Source organism: Bradyrhizobium sp. USDA3516 (assembly GCF_057651995.1).
The window spans coordinates 197487-213258 of record NZ_JBYGYN010000010.1 but is presented as its reverse complement, the minus strand read 5'-3'; the positions used below and the strand labels follow the sequence as shown (position 1 = coordinate 213258).

13 protein-coding genes are annotated in these 15772 nt (G+C 56.8%); 7 read left to right on the top strand and 6 right to left on the bottom strand.

All coding sequences use genetic code 11. The features are described 5' to 3' along the window. Positions 1–425: 425 nt before the first annotated feature. The gene (locus AC24YW_RS28400; protein ID WP_487485805.1) at positions 426–818 is read right to left on the bottom strand and encodes an avidin/streptavidin family protein; all 393 of its coding nucleotides are present in this window, start codon (positions 816–818) and stop codon (positions 426–428) included. Between the two features lie 743 nt (positions 819–1561). On the opposite strand from AC24YW_RS28400, the gene AC24YW_RS28395 reads away from it, so the two are divergent. The 7 genes from AC24YW_RS28395 to asnB all read left to right on the top strand — a co-directional run bounded on the left by AC24YW_RS28395 (position 1562) and on the right by asnB (position 10796). Further along, positions 1562–2101 (top strand): hypothetical protein, encoded by a 540-nt coding sequence (locus tag AC24YW_RS28395; protein ID WP_487485804.1) that lies wholly within the window; start codon positions 1562–1564, stop codon positions 2099–2101. A 367-nt stretch (positions 2102–2468) separates the two neighbouring features. Next, positions 2469–3089: a hypothetical protein gene (locus AC24YW_RS28390; protein WP_487485803.1), complete on the top strand. Its 621-nt coding sequence runs from the start codon at positions 2469–2471 to the stop codon at positions 3087–3089. A 426-nt stretch (positions 3090–3515) separates the two neighbouring features. Then, on the top strand, positions 3516–5045 hold the full coding sequence (locus AC24YW_RS28385) for a hypothetical protein (RefSeq protein ID WP_487485802.1): 1530 nt from the start codon (positions 3516–3518) through the stop codon (positions 5043–5045). Between the two features lie 365 nt (positions 5046–5410). Beyond that, on the top strand, positions 5411–6625 hold the full coding sequence (locus AC24YW_RS28380; RefSeq protein ID WP_487485801.1) for an MFS transporter: 1215 nt from the start codon (positions 5411–5413) through the stop codon (positions 6623–6625). 605 nt (positions 6626–7230) lie between these two features. Beyond that, a complete protein-coding gene (locus AC24YW_RS28375; protein ID WP_487485800.1) occupies positions 7231–7842 on the top strand; it encodes a CDP-alcohol phosphatidyltransferase family protein in 612 nt (203 codons plus the stop codon). A 33-nt stretch (positions 7843–7875) separates the two neighbouring features. Further along, positions 7876–8661 (top strand): formyltransferase family protein, encoded by a 786-nt coding sequence (locus AC24YW_RS28370; RefSeq protein ID WP_487485799.1) that lies wholly within the window; start codon positions 7876–7878, stop codon positions 8659–8661. 242 nt (positions 8662–8903) lie between these two features. Beyond that, positions 8904–10796, top strand: a complete 1893-nt coding sequence (gene asnB / locus AC24YW_RS28365; RefSeq protein WP_487485798.1) for an asparagine synthase (glutamine-hydrolyzing) — start codon at positions 8904–8906, stop codon at positions 10794–10796. A 417-nt stretch (positions 10797–11213) separates the two neighbouring features. Here the strand turns inward: asnB and AC24YW_RS28360 are convergent, their stop codons facing one another. The 5 genes from AC24YW_RS28360 to AC24YW_RS28340 all read right to left on the bottom strand — a co-directional run bounded on the left by AC24YW_RS28360 (position 11214) and on the right by AC24YW_RS28340 (position 15765). Then, complete coding sequence (locus tag AC24YW_RS28360; RefSeq protein WP_487485937.1) at positions 11214–11909, bottom strand: peptidase C39 family protein; 696 nt, start codon at positions 11907–11909, stop codon at positions 11214–11216. Between the two features lie 66 nt (positions 11910–11975). After that, a complete protein-coding gene (locus AC24YW_RS28355) occupies positions 11976–12860 on the bottom strand; it encodes an ABC transporter permease (RefSeq protein WP_487485797.1) in 885 nt (294 codons plus the stop codon). Next, positions 12861–13796, bottom strand: a complete 936-nt coding sequence (locus AC24YW_RS28350) for an ABC transporter permease (protein WP_487485796.1) — start codon at positions 13794–13796, stop codon at positions 12861–12863. It abuts the gene before it with no gap. 7 nt (positions 13797–13803) lie between these two features. Further along, entirely contained in the window at positions 13804–14703 is a 900-nt protein-coding gene (locus AC24YW_RS28345; protein ID WP_487485795.1) for an ABC transporter ATP-binding protein, read from the bottom strand. After that, a complete protein-coding gene (locus AC24YW_RS28340) occupies positions 14704–15765 on the bottom strand; it encodes an ABC transporter ATP-binding protein (protein WP_487485794.1) in 1062 nt (353 codons plus the stop codon). Positions 15766–15772 lie beyond the last annotated feature (7 nt).

The following is a 15772-nucleotide window of genomic DNA, read 5'->3' as shown; positions in this document are numbered from 1 at the left end:
CTGTCAGGTAATTCTTCAGGACGGCGAGACTGGCGCGGCCCTCCGGTTGGCCGGCGAGAATCTTAAGTATCGAGAGCTGAAAACTCACATCCGTCAACCAAACGCCGCAACACGAACGCCGTATATATTAGCGGCACCCCTGCTGAGCCCCGCGCTCCGTTTCAAAACAAGAACATGAAGAGTAATGCTAACGCGCGGAACGTCGCACAGTGTGGGCGCAAGCTTAAACTGCCGTTTCGAATGCGGGAAGGGGCCTTTTGATGCTATTCATCGGCTACGCCGGAATATTGGGCTGCCAGGCATCCAAGCTGAGTGACGCTGGACAGCCCAGAGCTTTACGAAAGGCAAGCCTCAACGTCTCCCAGCGACCAGCCAAATTCGCGGGAGCGCCAATCGAAGGTCGCGACGTTGCAAGAACAGTGAGACTACCATACGCGCGTGAATGTATCCGCGCCCTTCAACTTGCTGGGCTTGCCGTTCTGGTCAACGTAAAACAGCGTCCATGACGTTGGCATTTTGGAGCCATTAAGTTTGCCAACCCAGCGGGTAAAGGAATTACACTGGGCAAAAGTAACAACAAAATACAACCCCCTGGGACTAACGGCTCCGGATGCGGGATAGGGGATGCCTTGGCACGCAAAACCGGGAGCGTGGTTTGTGAAAGTTCCTTGTATTGCCCCGCTGGTGGCGGAGAAAACGAACAGTTCTGAACCCCGTTCATTCTTCCAGGATGAAGGAGCGGGAAGACCCTGCGCGGTGGCCTCGCTCGATACCCCGAAGCATTGGGCAAGCAGCAAAAGTCCTAGAAGTCTCTTCATATTCAAACCTCGAAAGAAGTAAGTCGCGTAAGGGCAGCAACATAGATCGTGTAATTTGGTACAACTTGAGGTGACGTTCGCTGCCTTTATCTTGCATTCGGTAGTGGAATGCGGCGCATATACCCGAAGTCACGCCGGATCCCGGCGCCCTACGGCCTGAATCTCCCGAAGAGTGGTCGCGGCGTCCGCGCGGTAAGCCGATGCTCGGCTACTTTGATGTGAGGCGAGCGCTCCCGGTCGCCGAAATGGTCGGCGCGGTGCGAGAACCAGAGGACGAGAGCGACATCGGTTCTCGCGATCTTCGCCAATTGCGCATCGATTTGCTGGAAAGCAAGTTTGAAGGCCTCCCGGCGTCTCGCAAGCAACCGGCTGACTTCGACGACCTCGCATCAGTCCTCGCTGGGTGCTTAAGCCCCCGTATCCATCCGTTTTCGCCGCTGGATCGGCAAAGCCATAAGAAGGTCTGCGTTTACAATGGAGCACTCCTCGGGGAGAGATCGTGGGAGGTCCGAGGAAAATCATCCGTCATCTGGTGCGTCAGTGCTCACTCAACCCCGCCAATTCTTGGAGTTTCAACGGCAAGGAAGTGGCCGTAACAGCAGCAAGGTAGCGCTGGCTCGCGGAGCACGTCGTGAACTGAGCTTGAGCACTGGCAATATTGGGCAAAGAGGTGCTGTCGCCGACAGTACCACTTGACGGTTGGCCGGTATGGCGTCAACGAGAAAAGCCAATAGGAAGTGGACATGGATGTGATTGATCAAGCGAACGCCTCGGATTTGCCGCCCGACTTGCATAGGCCTTCAAGGCGCTTTTCTTGGATCCTCGTGCTTTTGGCCGTCTCCATTGGCCTGTGCGCTGGGGGTGCCTATTATTGGACTAGCGCCGAGACGCTTTCCGGGACGTCATCGGCGCGTGAAGCTGCTCAGATGACAGGCTTGTCACACGAAGAAAAGGAAGCTCTCTGGGAGATCCGATTGGGACAACAGAAGGCAAGTGATGAAATTGAGAAGGCAAGTGATGGAATTGCAGAGCTCAATCGTAACATGGGTGCGCAGCAAGCCGATTTGAAGCGGATGGCCGACCAGATCGAGGCATTGACGGCCAAGATCGAGTCTTTGCAGAATTCACCGGTCCCTACATCTGTGCCCGAGGCTCCTTCTCCACCAGCAGCGCGTCCTGTATCGAGGCCGGTGAAGAGAATGGTCCAGCCCTCTAAGTCAGAAGGCCCAATCTCGGTCGGGGGTGCGCCGCTAATTGCTGATCCCGGCTCCGACCAGCGTTGATACTACTCCATAGTGTTGTCGCGGGCGCTTCAGCCTTCCGGCCGGTCGGCCGAGCCTCAGTCGTTTCTGCGTCTCTTGAGTTCGAGAGATCAAATGGTCGAGGGCTGCTTCAACCAGCAGTCCGACGAACGGCGTTGCCGTCGGTACCGGCTGGATCATGTTTTCCTCAACGCGTCTGAAGCACCGACAGCGGACTCTGTGACCCTGCTCAACCGAGCTCAACACGCGTGTTGGACGCATCTATAAGCGACTGCGTGTCTCCACGGCCTCGTTAGAGCATTCCTTGCGGCTCGTATAGACCGAGAGCGACCTGCATCAATAATGGACTTCTGTCAGGGAGCCCGCTTTGATCAGGAAGTGATCCGCGATGGCGACAATTCTGCCGGCAAGCTTTCCGGCCGCCGAAGTGGATACCTTTGGCGGAAAGGTGATCGCGATTTCCGGGGGCACGCTGGCGCGACCTATGGCTGTCGTTCCCCCAATTGGTACGACACCGTTGCCTATGAGCACTCCAGAGAGAGCGCGAACGTGGGGTCGCATCAGCGCTCCCGGTGTGATCGACGGGCCGATCAAGGGCGAAGCGTCCTCGCCTATGTCGAATAGGTGTTGGTGCCATCCCCTCCTGCTCGGCGACACTGTCGTCGTCAAGAATCTCGGCAGCCACAAAGGAAAGATCGCGCGGCGCGCCATCCGACCGGAAGGCGCAAAGCTGTTCTTCCTGTCGCCCCACAGCCCGAGCTCATTCCAATCGAGCAAATCTCCGCCAAGCTCAAGACCCGGCTCCGAAAGGCCGTCGAACCGTAAACGCGGCGTAGACGCGCGCGGGTGTCTTGCTGGACTGTTTCACGCCTCCCGGGATGCGCCAACTACCTCGTCGACGCCGGATACGCCTCAACATGAGGCACTCACGCTCAAATCATCAGAATGGCAAAAGCGGGTAACGGTAAAAGAACGAGACCAACCTTTGTCGGGTTTGTTGGGTTCGTGACCTAGGTGTTGCAACGTGTTCGCAGAGCCGAACCGACGGAAACCCAATAACGAGGGCTTGGCTCAATCAGCGAAGTGGCACGAGTTTTGATGCTTTCCTCGCGGTTCGGCAGGCGTTGCCGGCTGGAATGATGTTCGGTTACCCTCTTGGGTCAACGGACGAGGGAAAGCGGCATGACGGGCCTCGGTCAAATCGCATGCTTCAAATTGCATGCTATTGGATGCCAGGGATGGCATAGCTCGCGACCTCGACGCTATGGGCCAGTCGACTTCGGGAAGAAGATTTTGAAGGCTGGCTCCAGCCGCTTTTTATCGACGGCGAGTGCTAGCCTAGCAGGCTCGAGAGTTTGTGCGGTGTCTTGGTTCCCTGACGTCAACAATGCAATCCGCATCGGCTTTTCCCTCAAGCCTTACAGGAGGTGCTTGCATGAGCTTGGATATTGAATGCGATGGTGCGCCGCATGTCAGCCCCGTCGCAGGTCAAGTGTTCCGCGAACTTGGCATTGAGCCGATCATTAACTGCACCGGCGTGCGTACTTCCTACGGCGGATGCAATCCAACCCGACCTGTAGTCGCCGCAATGGAAGCGTCGGGGCAGGGCTTTGTCGTTCTGGATGAACTAGCGGAAGCGATCGGACGGAAATTGGCTGCGCTCACCGGCGCCGAATGGGGGCTCGTGACCGCTGGAAGTGCCGCAGCAGTCACCCAGGCGGTCGCTGCTTGCGTAGCTGGTAATAACCCAGAAAAGATGCTGAAGCTCCCGTTACGAGGCGAGAAGATGGTGGTTGTCGCTGCTGATCAGCGAATGGCTTACGAACACGCAATTCGAGCAGTCGGTTGCATGGTGCTTCCGATCGGCCGTGCCTCAGACCTCGAACAGCTTCAAATTGAGAAGATCGCAGCAATATGCGTTGTTGCCTCGGATATTGCGAAGTCGGCGTTATCGTTCGAACAAATCGCTCTGCGCTCCAAAAAACTGGGAATTCCACTGATCGTAGACGCGGCCGGACAGGCGCCCAAATTTCCGAACGTTTGGCTTCAAAACGGTGCCGATCTGCTGATTCATTCAGGCGGGAAGTACATCAGCGGACCGCAATCCACCGGCTTCCTAATCGGCTCGGAAAGATTGTGCAGAGCGGCGTATCTAAATGGGCCTCCCGGCCAGTCGTTTGGTCGGTCAATGAAGGTTGGTAAAGACGAGATCATTGGCGCTTACGTCGCGTTGGAGCAATGGGTAAAGGGAGGGGCTGCTCGTGCGATGGAGAGATGGCGCGAGTGTATTTCGATCATGAAGCGGCAATTTTTGAGCGTGCCTGGCCTTTATGTCCAAGAAATGGAACCGGACTCTGCGTTCTGCAATCCACGACTAGCAGTTTCTTGGGACGTTAGGACGTTCTCAGTGAACGCCAACCTGATCGCCAAAAAGCTGGCCAGCGCTCGGCCGCGCATTGTGTTGCACGACTGTTGGCAAGGCCCCCAACGGATCGTAGTCGATCCGACCAATCTGACCAAAGTTGAAGCCGAGATCGTTGGCCGTTCAATCGTTCATGCCATTGCAGAACCGCCGTTAGCGCCAGCGGCGCCGCCAGAGGGTGCTTTCGAGGAGCTAGCGGGAGCATGGCAGGTCTTTATCGACTTTCTTCACGGCAGCGCTGTCCATGCGTTCACGCTACTACAGGATCGACAGAATATTGCGGGCACGCACATTGGCGCCGAGGTTTCGGGTAGCTGCCGAGGCAACATAATTGGATCGAAATTGAAGCTCCTTTCGCAATTGCCGGGAGATCCCTTGGGCTTAGACTACGAGTTCGAAGGAACGCTTCGCGATGGCAGCCTGACGGGCGTTGTTCACTTGGGTGCATCCGCACCCAAGTACAGCGGCATTACCTTTAGGCGGCAGTTCGGACAAGCGACTTGGCGCGCTGAGCGTACCCGAACAAATCACGCGATAGTGTAAGATGTGCAAGTTGGCGCTAGGCAGCGGCCTTTTTAAAGGTAGGTGCGAGCAAACTGCAGAGAATCACGGTGGACAGCAAGTCAGCCATGTCCATTCTCGCTTAGTCTTGACGCGCCTGGCCAAGCTGATTGAGCCGTATTTGGCCCCCTGGAAATGCAAGTGCATGCCGGCTGCTTGATAGGTGTGCTTAGTGTGGACGGTTACATCGAGGCCGGCTGAGGCGTCACAGTTAACCCGACCAAACGCCGTTGAAAGTCGGCTTGCCACACACTTCGTATCATCACCATGGCTGGACGTCGGACGAAAGTAGCTGCAAACAGAGCCTTTTGCTCAGCTGAGCCGCATTTAGGTCAGACACTCGGCATATGCTACAGGAACCGAGAAGATCACGACGCCTCTGGGAGGATGATTGGCTGATTGTTGTGGCATTGGGCGGTGCAGGAATTATCAGCTACGGCACGCTTTATTATTGCGTTGGTGCCATCGCAAAAGAGGCTTCCCGTGACCTCGCCGTCACAGAGGAGTGGATACTCGCTTGCTTCTCCTTAGCGTTGTTTGCCAGTGCGCTGATGTCGCTGATTGCCGGTCGGCTCATGGACCGATACGGGGCAGGCAAAACTATGAGAGTCGCCTCATTCGCTGGAGGTGCTAGTCTGGGAATTGCAGCAATATCTTGGAATGCGGTCGTTTTCGCGATCGCCCTATTCGGCATGCAGCTTGCGTCGGCCTTTCTCTTTTACGAGGCCGCATTCGTGTTTCTGGTTCAGCGAGATGCGGTTCATGCGAAAGGGCAAATTGCTCTATTGACATTGATCGTGGCTTTCTCGTCAACGCTATTTTGGCCGCTGACCTCGCTGTTGCTCGCTTCGATATCCTGGAGGCAAGTCTGTTGGATCTATGGAGGCTGCAATGTTCTTCTCGCCCTCCCTTTAATCCACTTCGTTCTCGGCGGGTCCTCCGTGACACTTGGACATCAGCACAAGGTAGATGGGCCGCAAGCCCGCTCCTTTTCCAAGCTGATCGATCTTGTCTTGGTATCGGTCGGCTTTTCGCTAACGACCTTTGTTTTCTCAGCACTTCTCGGCCGGATGATCCCAATCCTTTCGTCGACCGGTTTAGACATGGAGCGGGCAGCGTTGGTTTCGACGCTCTTCGGCCCGTCCCAGGTCGCGGTACGGCTATTTGCAGCCTCGTTTACCGAGAGGGTATCCCCAATTCAGCTCACCATGCTCTCATGTGTTATGCTCTCGGCTGCTACATTCGTCATTATGTCGGCGTCTCACACTCTCATCGGAATTGTAATCTTCATTGCCTTGTTTGGGTTTAGCTCTGGTCTAAACAGCATCTGTCGTGGAAGCTTGCCGCTCGCAGTCTTCGGGCCGGACGGGTATGGAACACGGGTCGGGTTGATCACGACGTTTCGATTGTCTACGGCGTCGTTTGCGCCATTCTTCTTCAGTTTCATCCAAAGCAACTACGGTGTCGTGCTCGCATTGGCGTCTCTAGCTCTCTGCGCAATAGGAAGCACGCTTTCATTCGCATTTGTGAGCGCTCGATCAAAACGAGAGCCGAGCCGTTGAAGAAGTGTGTTTCCACCTCAGAGTGAGGACGACCCTAGACTTGACCGGAAACAATTGTCGGGGGCATCTACGATGGAGGATCGCAGTTTAGGTCGCCAGGCTGAGGTCGGCGCGTAGCCGGCAGAGTTGTGCTGTGCAAGATCCGCGAGTCGCAATCAACTGCGCGAGCCGACTGGCGCGACGAACGTCGGCACACCGAGGCGCCGCAAGCCGCACTGGACTTGAAGCACAAGGCTGAGGGGGGCACGTTGATTTGGTCATCGCGATTGACGCCACCATCGGTGGGGCATTCTGAGGTGTGTTGCGGCTTTGCCTAGGACGAGTCAGGGAGTGCTCCTCGCGGTGACGGTGCTTTGGAGCCTTTGAATTTCAGCCTGTATAGGAGAAGGGCCAAGCTAGCCGATGCTCGGACTCGTCTCGTCTCAGCTTCGCGCGACGGGAAGAGCGGCCGTCTTAGCTCGAGGAGGCATTAAGCGCAACCTACTAGGACCGGTAGTTTGCGAACCTGGCGGACCTCTCCCAATTTAAGCGTAGTTGCGGTGCGCAAGCGGCCGCAAGGGCGTGATTTCGATCGTCCTCGGCGGAAACAGTAACATCGAGGTTCGATGATCGCATACCTATCTGACCGCGCGAACGCCGTTACTGCCCTGGGGATCCTTTGTTCTGGAGCAGCGATGGGGTTAGTAGTGAGAGGGCACCAGGAGGCAGGAATAGCGCTCGGACTCTGGGCCATTATCGCAGATGATGTGGACGGAGAAATTGCCCGGCGCACCAAGAATCGTACAGCGGCCACCAAAGCCATTGGTAAAGCTCTCGATGCGTTCTCGGACCTCATCTTTGGATCAGTCATCTCGGCAATTGTCATCGCATCTTTCATCGATTTGCCAGCATCCGCGGTATTCACAGCGTTCATGATATTGATCGGAGCTCTTCGCCTGGCATATTTCGACTATTTCGGATTGGACGATCGCGGTTATTCGACCGGTCTACCTCTCTCTTACGCTCTGCCCGTGCTCGCGGCGATCTTGCTAATTGACCACACGATCGCGCCGCTTGAGCTAGGCATCGTTCTTCCTGCTGTCTTTGTACCGCTATCGCTGCTCCACATCGCCCCGTTCAAGATCAAAGCCTCAGGCACTCTTGTGCATGTCATCACCATCTGCGTAGCGGTCACCGGGTCCGCCGGACTGCTGATTGCGAGTAGAACGGGCCCATAATCGGTGTGGCCTAGAACGCGATAAGGCTGAGAAATGTCGAGCTTAATTGATGGCGTGGTATTTGCCGGAACCAGGGGGCTTGCGACCCGCTGTCTTCTGTTTGTCATCGAGACCTGCGGCAAAGACCACATCGCGGGCATTCTCGGCGCTTCCCGGTACGAGAAAACATGGTGGCGGCATGAAATCAGTGAGGAGCTTTGGCAAGTCGCAGATCGCTTCGGCATACCGTTTTTCGAATCGATAGACGATGTTCCTCCTCTCGGAAAATTTCTCGTCAGTGTCATGTGGAACAAGATCTTCCCTGCCCGAATCCTCGCAGGCTTTGATCGAGGAGGCATCAATCTTCACCCAGGCCCGCTCCCTGAATATCGCGGCAGTTTTGCGCGGACGCATGCCATACTCAATGGCGAGAAGAGCTTCGCGGTGACTGTCCACGAGCTCTCGGAGCGAGTGGATAGGGGCGATATCGTTGGCGAGTTGCAGTTCCCCGTGCTGCCTTCAGAGACAGCTCTTTCTTTGGATACCAGAGCCCAACGTTATGGCTACGCGCTCTTCTGCCAGGTGTGGCTGCGTTTGTTGGACGGGTCCTTCATTCGGCGCTCCCAAGACGAGTTGATCACTCAAGATAAGCGCAAGCCCTGCTTCTATCCCATGCGCATGATGACCGCACTTTTGGATTCGTCGGACGTTCCACGCAGCGCCGAAGAACTCGATCGGCTCTACCGCGCGCTATATCTTCCACCACGGATTGAGCCTCCGAAGTGGCTCGTGGAACGAGTCCTGACCAATGAGGTTCGGACGCTCATCCGTGGTGTTTAGCCTCAAAGGGTAAGGTTTGACTTGGCGCGCAGCGCGGCAGGTAATCCGGAATACTTGAGATCGCGCTTTTCGAGGAGGTCAATGAAGGCCAGTTTGTTGCCAGCACACCGCAGCTCCGAAACCTGACCGTGATCTTAGCTCTGGAGGGCGTTTTTTGGAGCATCCAGCCTATCGAGAGGTGCCGGCGAGCCGGCGACCCGACCGCCTGGGCGTCGGCTTAGGACGCATGAGGAGGGCTAGCTGTGTGTGGAATTTGCGGATTCATTGGACGGATTACCGATAAGTCAGTGACCGAACGGAACCTCGCGCGTTGCGTTCAGAGGCTCGCCCACCGCGGGCCCGACGCGAGTGGCAGTTGCGTGACGTCCTCGTTTGCCTTCGCGCATCGGAGGCTCTCTATCATCGATCCGGACCCTCGGTCGAATCAACCGTTCCTCGATGATGAGCTCGGCCTGACAGTCACTTACAATGGGGAGATCTACAATTATCGAGACCTAAGGCGGGACTTGCTCAGGCTCGGATACCGCTTTCGGACAGAGTCGGATACGGAGGTACTTTGCAAGGCATTTGCTTGTTGGGGGATTGATAGCGTCAAACGTCTGCGAGGAATGTTTGCTTTCGCAATATACGACCAAAAGACCGGCACAGCGTTCCTCGTCAGAGATCGGCTCGGAATTAAGCCGTTGTACTACGCTTGCGCAGACAATGGAATTGTCTTTGCCTCACAGCCGTCAGCCATCCTGCATTGGCCGAGAGTCCGCTCAAAGCTCGATCCGGTCGGATTATCAAGCTTCCTCTCCTACCGTGCCGTCTTCGGCGGGAGGTCGCTGTTTGCAGATATTCGAAAGCTTCAACCTGGCACCTGGCTGAAGATCACAGCGCAATCGCACGAGCATACGCGTTGGTGGGATCCTGCGCGCATCGATGATATCGGTGATTGCAGTTCTCTCGAAACGTTGATCGGCAGCGCCGTGAAGGAACATTTGGCGGCCAACACCCCAGTCGCCGCGCTGCTTTCCGGAGGGCTCGATTCCAGTGTCTTGGCCTTCGAGCTTTCAAGGCAATCTTCACAAAAGCCGACATGCTTCACTGGCGTCGTATGCGATGATGAGTACGATGAAAGCCCCTATGCTGTCGAGGTCGCTAACTCCCTCAAGCTCGCCCACGTCTTGGTTCGGCTGCCTGGGGCAACGAGCCTGGATGTCGTTAAGCGCCTTACCGCATTACGTGGTCATCCAGTCGGCATGCATAACGAAGCGGCGATGTATTTGCTCGCGCTGGCGGTCAGCCACTCTCACAAGGTTCTCCTGACCGGGGAGGGTGCCGACGAGATATTCCTTGGATATAGCCGGATCTTCAGATTGTCCTTCGACCTTCGCCGACAGGCAGTGATAGCCGCTTTGCCTGACGCTATTGGCCGCCCGGCGCGACGTCATATTGGCCTTCCCAAGTTCAAGGCGAGCGAATTCGACCTCTTTCTTGCGCGGTACACCTACTTTCCCCAAGCCGAGAAGCTGGAGCTGGGGTCACCGGCATGGAGAAAGGACATTGTTCACGATGCGGACCTGATCGATTGGATGAATAATGCCTACCATTCAGGCGGCGCCACTCCGGTTGAGCGTATCAGGCAATTCTTTGTACGGCATCATCTGCCGGCGCTGCTGGAAATGGTCGACAACACCACAATGGCGGCCGGGGTGGAGTCTCGAGTGCCCTTCACAGACCACCGTATCGTTGCGTTGGCTCTGCGCATGCCGTCTTCCGAACATCTGCGTTGGAAGCATGCCTTCGCCCCGTTTCAGGCGGCCTTGACTTCGATTGAGAAATTTAGCGAGACGCTTGACGTTTCCAAGGCCGCTCTGCGCACTCTTTACAGAGATCGAATACCCGCAAGCGTGATCACGAGAAAGAAGCTCGGGTTTCCATTGCCGTTAGGTAAGTGGGCGACAGACCAGAGCTCGGCGCCGTTTCGAGATTTAATCTTCAAAGACTGTCCCGCGATCGCCGATTATCTCGATGTTGGCGCTCTCCGACGATGGTATGAACGCCACTCTCAAGCGCCCAACGATAGATTCGGAAAACAACTTTGGTTGATCTGCAATCTAGAAGTCTTCCTTCGTGAGCTATCTTCATAGATCTTTGTAGGATCGGATGCGGTGGGGCGAAGGCAATCCGGAACTCGGTAACCATCAGCGGTAAGCCTCGAGCGGATCGGCAAGGAGCGGGAGAATGCCAGAGGGCGAAACGGAGAATGTGTGGACGCGCGATCCTGCGATCCAGTGCGCATGATGCGTTCTGAGGGCAGCTGAAACTGCGGTGAACTAGACCTGATGCATTAAGAGACGAGTGAAGGTAGTCGATCATGATTGCGGCCCTAACCGTTCGTGCCCCCGGAAAACGCACGTCAGACTGACGCACTGTAGGGATGCAGGGCAGGCCATCCTGAGGGCTGGTTGTGTCGGACGCTCCATATACCGGCGCTGGCGACCGATGGCACCGATTGAATCAGCTGATGGTGGCTATGTTGGGCTTTTACCGGCTACCAAAATACATCAGCGTTCGGGACCAGAAGCGCTCGGCGTGTCAGGCCGAAGTTGAGGGCTAGCATGAATCCTGTGCAGCGGAAGCGCAACATTCGCCATTTTTGGAAGTCCAGCAAGAATGACCGCCCTTTCCCGGTCGGGACCGAACTCCGCCATGCTGGCAAAGCTCGCGTGGTCGACGCGCGTGGCAGCATCTCCCTCGGCGGGATCTTTGAGAGGATCATTGAACGATACGTAACCGACGTCGGCCCCGGTCACCACCACCCAATGAGTGATGGTTTTACCTTCGAACTCAATGCTGACCATCACGATGGGATACCACCCCACCGCCATCCATTTCGAGAGGTCGTCGGGGCTGTAAGTGCCAATATGGACAGGGATGCCGCGCTGGCATGCTTCGGCGAGATCTCGCTCCTGGAGAATCTGCATCACCTCCACCTCGCCGCCTTGTGAAGCGCGAGACTGAAGAAAAAGCCCATCATGGCTCACGACTACGAGGGTTGCGAAGCCGCGGCGTTTGAGAGCTAATGCCAGACCAACCGGTCCGCAGCCACCGTGAATGGTGGTTGCCTCGCGCCAGATCTCGAGCTCAGCTGTTTCATTCGGCTGATATCGCTGGTCCAGCGCGGACATGGCCATCATCAGGGAAGATGGTCCACAAGTGAACTTCCTCTTCTGCCGATACAGAGGAACGTTCCTGACCATTTGATTTGTTGAGCTTTCGAAGTCCGGACGCGACATGAGGGCACCTCAGATGGATGTGAAAGAAGCTTAGCGAGGTCTCATCTGGCGCAACGACTCGCTGATTGTCATGAGTGCGATCGCCATCGCTGCAATGACGAGGCCCGGCGCCAGCGCGATCCACCATGCGGTCATCAAATAGTCTCTGCCGAATCCCACCATATTACCCAAGCTGGACATCGGCGGTTGTATCCCCAGTCCCAGAAAGCTCAGGGTGCTTTCCAGGAGAACCGTCTCGGTGAGCCCAAGGGTCATGCCGACCACGATGGTAGGTGCACAGGCAGGCAGAATATGCCTTGCGTAGATATGGACCCGCGAAGCATTGTAGGTCCGCGCCGCCGTCACATGGAGCCGATTGCGGGCCGTCAAAGCCAGTCCTCTCGCGATGCGGGCGTGGCGCTCCCAACCGTGCAAGCCCACAAGGCACACAAAAAGCGCCAGGGAATTGCCAAATATTGTTATGACAAGGAGTGCGGTCATCATGAACGGCACAGCAGCCTGCATATCGACAAGCGCCATGACCCCTTCGTCGACCAGTCCGCCAAGCTCGGCAGCGAGAAAGCCCAATAAAACGCCGAGCAGCGTACTGATGAAGGTCCCGCCAGCCGCAACGAGCATGCTGATCTGGATCGAATATATCAAGCGAGCGAGCACGTCCCGGCCGAGCTCGTCGGTGCCCAACAAATGTTCCAGCGTGCCGCCGAAGAGCAGTGGTGGCGAAAGCCGTGCATCCAACGAGATCTGTGCTGGATGATAGGGGGAGATCACCTGGGCCAGTGCGGCAATCAACAGGCATCCGATAATCCATATGGAGGCACCATAGAGTCCCAGCTTGAGTGGCCTACGCGGATCGCGTCCGGCTTTCGGCGAACGAAAGAGGTGCCAAGTCCAATCATGCGTCCCGACGGTACTCATCTATGTCTCCGAGGAGTTCGACCGCGGATCAACCCAGGTGTAACCGAGATCGACGGCCAGGTTGGTCATGATCATCGCAGTGCCAGCAAGCAGGACAATTGCTTGCACCACTGGAATATCTCTGTTTCCGACGGATGTGACGAAGAGATTTCCGATACCGGGCCATGAGAAGACCGTCTCGACGACCGTCGAACCAGTTACGGCTCCGCCGATGAGCAGGCCAAGTATGGTCAGTATTGGCACCGCCGCATTGGGCAGTACGTGGTGGATCAATATCCGCGAGAACGGAATGCCGCGCGCAAACGCAGCCAACACATACCGGCTATCCAGCGATTCACGAACGGCCACGCGCGTGTAGCGGGCAAGCACGGCCGAGCTTGCGGCCCCCATGGTTACTGCCGGCAAGCCCAAGCTGCGCCAGCTGTCAGCGCCGCCGGTCGGCAACCAATTGAGCTGAATTGAGAACATCAGCATCAGGACGATTGCTAGAAAGAAGCTGGGAACGCACAATCCGACCAGGCTCGCGATCGTGCACGCACGGCCTATGAAGCTCGATGGAAACACCGCGGCAGCTATTCCTCCCGCAATGCCGGTGACCGCCGCGAAGGTAAGAGCAGAGCAGGTGAGCATCAGCGTCAACGGAAGATGGCTGAGAACGACACCGAGTGCATCCTGTCGGTAGACGTAAGAAACGCCTAAGCTGCCTCGGACGACGTTATGGAGATAGGCCAGGTATTGTACCAGGATCGGGCGGTCGAGCCCTAATTCGCCCGAGTATGCGGCGCGCATGTCCGCGGTCGCATCCGGCCCGAGTAAGACGGTTACGGGATCGCCCGCGCAGCGCATAAGAATGAATACGCTTGTTACCATCAAAACAAGCGTGACCAATGCGCGGCCAATTTTGCTCGCAAATACCTTCTGGGCTTTTCGCCTCATGCGGCTCTCACCTCTCCGCCGGCAAGTGCCGACGCCCTATTGGCTGCGAACATGGCTTTGAAGGTAATGCCATTTCAACGCCGAGTTCAGAATTGGGCACCGCCCTCAGTAGGGACTTCATGTAATCCGTCTTCGGGTCGAGCAGTACCTGATCGCGCGAGCCGCTCTCAACGATGGTTCCGCGCTTTAGGACGGCGATCTCTGAGCAGAGATAGGCGACCGATCTGATATCATGGCTGATGAATAAGAGGGAAAGGCCCCGGCTCTCACGCAGATCCGACAGAAGGTTCAGGATCTGAGCTTGAACGGTCATGTCGAGTGCGGAGACGGGCTCGTCACAGATCAGAACCTCGGGATCGAGCATAAGCGCCCGCGCTATATTGACCCGCTGCGCCTGTCCGCCGCTTATCTGATGTGGCAATTTGCCAAGGATCTCGCCCGATAGGCCAACGGCGGAAATTGCTGCAGCGAGCCGAGCCTGACAACCTGAAGACTTCATTTTGAAGTTCACAAGCAGGGGCGCGATAATTTGTTTCCCGATCGGGGTGGCTGGGTTCAGTGCGTCGATAGGGTTCTGAAAGACAGGTTGGACACGCAGGCGGAACGCAGCCAATCGAGCCCGCGTTAGCAGCTCGCCATCGAAAAAGATCTGGCCCGCTTGTGGCGCTGTCAGGCCAAGCAGAAGCTTCGCAATTGTGCTTTTGCCGCTGCCGGACTCCCCGATCAGCCCATGGGCTTTCCCGCGACGGATGCTCATGTTGATCTTGTTCAGCCTTGAGCCGCCTAGGACCTCCGCAGCGGAGCGGCGAGCAGCCGGGTAGCAAAAGTCGACATTGCGCAGCTCGAGAATGGGCTCGGAGGACGCGCGCGGTGTACGAACGCGAGGAGGCCTGATTGGCAACGTCATTCATGCCTCCAAGTTGTGGCATGCCACCACTTGTTGTGGAATGCCCTGCAAGGCGGGCCTTGTGTGCCGGCAAATGTCCATCGTTCCGGAGCACCGAGATGCGAAATTGCAGCCGGCCTGTCGCTGAGTAGGGTCAGGGAGGCTACCTGCAGGGCTGTGCAGACGCCGGGGCTGCGCTGAAAGCGGGGGGACGGCGGAGAATAGCGCGCGCGTATAGGGGTGCAGGGGTGTTCGAGCGACAAGATCGGCGCGCCCGATTTCGACCAACTGGCCAGCGTAGAGAACGCCAATGCGATCCGACCGCTGCAGGGCAACGCCCAGGTCATGGGTCACAAAGAGGATTGCCATGTCTGAGCGGAGCCGTTCAAGCAAGTCAAGGATCTGCTTTTGCGTGGTTACGTCGAGAGCCGAGGTCGGCTCGTCTGCGATGAGAAGCTTCGGCTTCATCGCGAGCGCCATTGCAATCATGACGCGCTGATTCATTCCGCCAGACATCTCGTGCGGATATTTTCTCATCGTCTCTCTGGAGTCATCGATCCCCACATCGCAGAGCAGATCTGCAGCTCTTTCGCTCGCCTCTCGCTTGCTCAAGCCGCCAATCATCTGGACGGTCTCGCGAAGCTGGAATCCAATGCTCCGGACCGGGTTAAGATATAGACTTGGCTGTTGGTAGATCATCGCGCGCAGGCGCCTATCGACATCGGTAAGAGGCCTGCCTTCGATGTGAATGTCGCCGAGACATCTCAGCTCGGAACTTGCTACTCCCATGATGGTCGAACACAGGACGCTTTTTCCGCTGCCGCTTTCGCCGACAAGCGCGAAAAACTCACCTTTCCGCACCTCGAACCGAACGGCATCCAGGAGGCGCGTCTCGGGCCGGTCTGCAAGAACAACAGTCAATCCATCAATGCTCAGGAGCGGCGGGTTCCCAGCCGCAATGGCTGGGCGCCCGGCATTCCCGTGCTCAAAGGTTTGGACATAAGACGCTTCAAGTGCATGCGAAGTGGTTTGGTCCATGATTCCACCTTCCGAGCAGACAATATTCTTCTGCGTCTGGCCCAAGGCGTTC

Coding starts and splice junctions, on each gene's coding strand:
- AC24YW_RS28360 (WP_487485937.1), bottom strand. CDS start 11,909: ATGGTCAGGAACGTTCCTCTGTATCGGCAGAAGAGGAAGTTCACTTGT.
- AC24YW_RS28375 (WP_487485800.1), top strand. CDS start 7,231: ATGATCGCATACCTATCTGACCGCGCGAACGCCGTTACTGCCCTGGGG.
- AC24YW_RS28395 (WP_487485804.1), top strand. CDS start 1,562: ATGGATGTGATTGATCAAGCGAACGCCTCGGATTTGCCGCCCGACTTG.
- AC24YW_RS28400 (WP_487485805.1), bottom strand. CDS start 818: ATGAAGAGACTTCTAGGACTTTTGCTGCTTGCCCAATGCTTCGGGGTA.
- AC24YW_RS28380 (WP_487485801.1), top strand. CDS start 5,411: ATGCTACAGGAACCGAGAAGATCACGACGCCTCTGGGAGGATGATTGG.
- AC24YW_RS28385 (WP_487485802.1), top strand. CDS start 3,516: ATGAGCTTGGATATTGAATGCGATGGTGCGCCGCATGTCAGCCCCGTC.
- AC24YW_RS28350 (WP_487485796.1), bottom strand. CDS start 13,796: ATGAGGCGAAAAGCCCAGAAGGTATTTGCGAGCAAAATTGGCCGCGCA.
- AC24YW_RS28355 (WP_487485797.1), bottom strand. CDS start 12,860: ATGAGTACCGTCGGGACGCATGATTGGACTTGGCACCTCTTTCGTTCG.
- AC24YW_RS28370 (WP_487485799.1), top strand. CDS start 7,876: ATGTCGAGCTTAATTGATGGCGTGGTATTTGCCGGAACCAGGGGGCTT.
- AC24YW_RS28345 (WP_487485795.1), bottom strand. CDS start 14,703: ATGACGTTGCCAATCAGGCCTCCTCGCGTTCGTACACCGCGCGCGTCC.
- AC24YW_RS28390 (WP_487485803.1), top strand. CDS start 2,469: ATGGCGACAATTCTGCCGGCAAGCTTTCCGGCCGCCGAAGTGGATACC.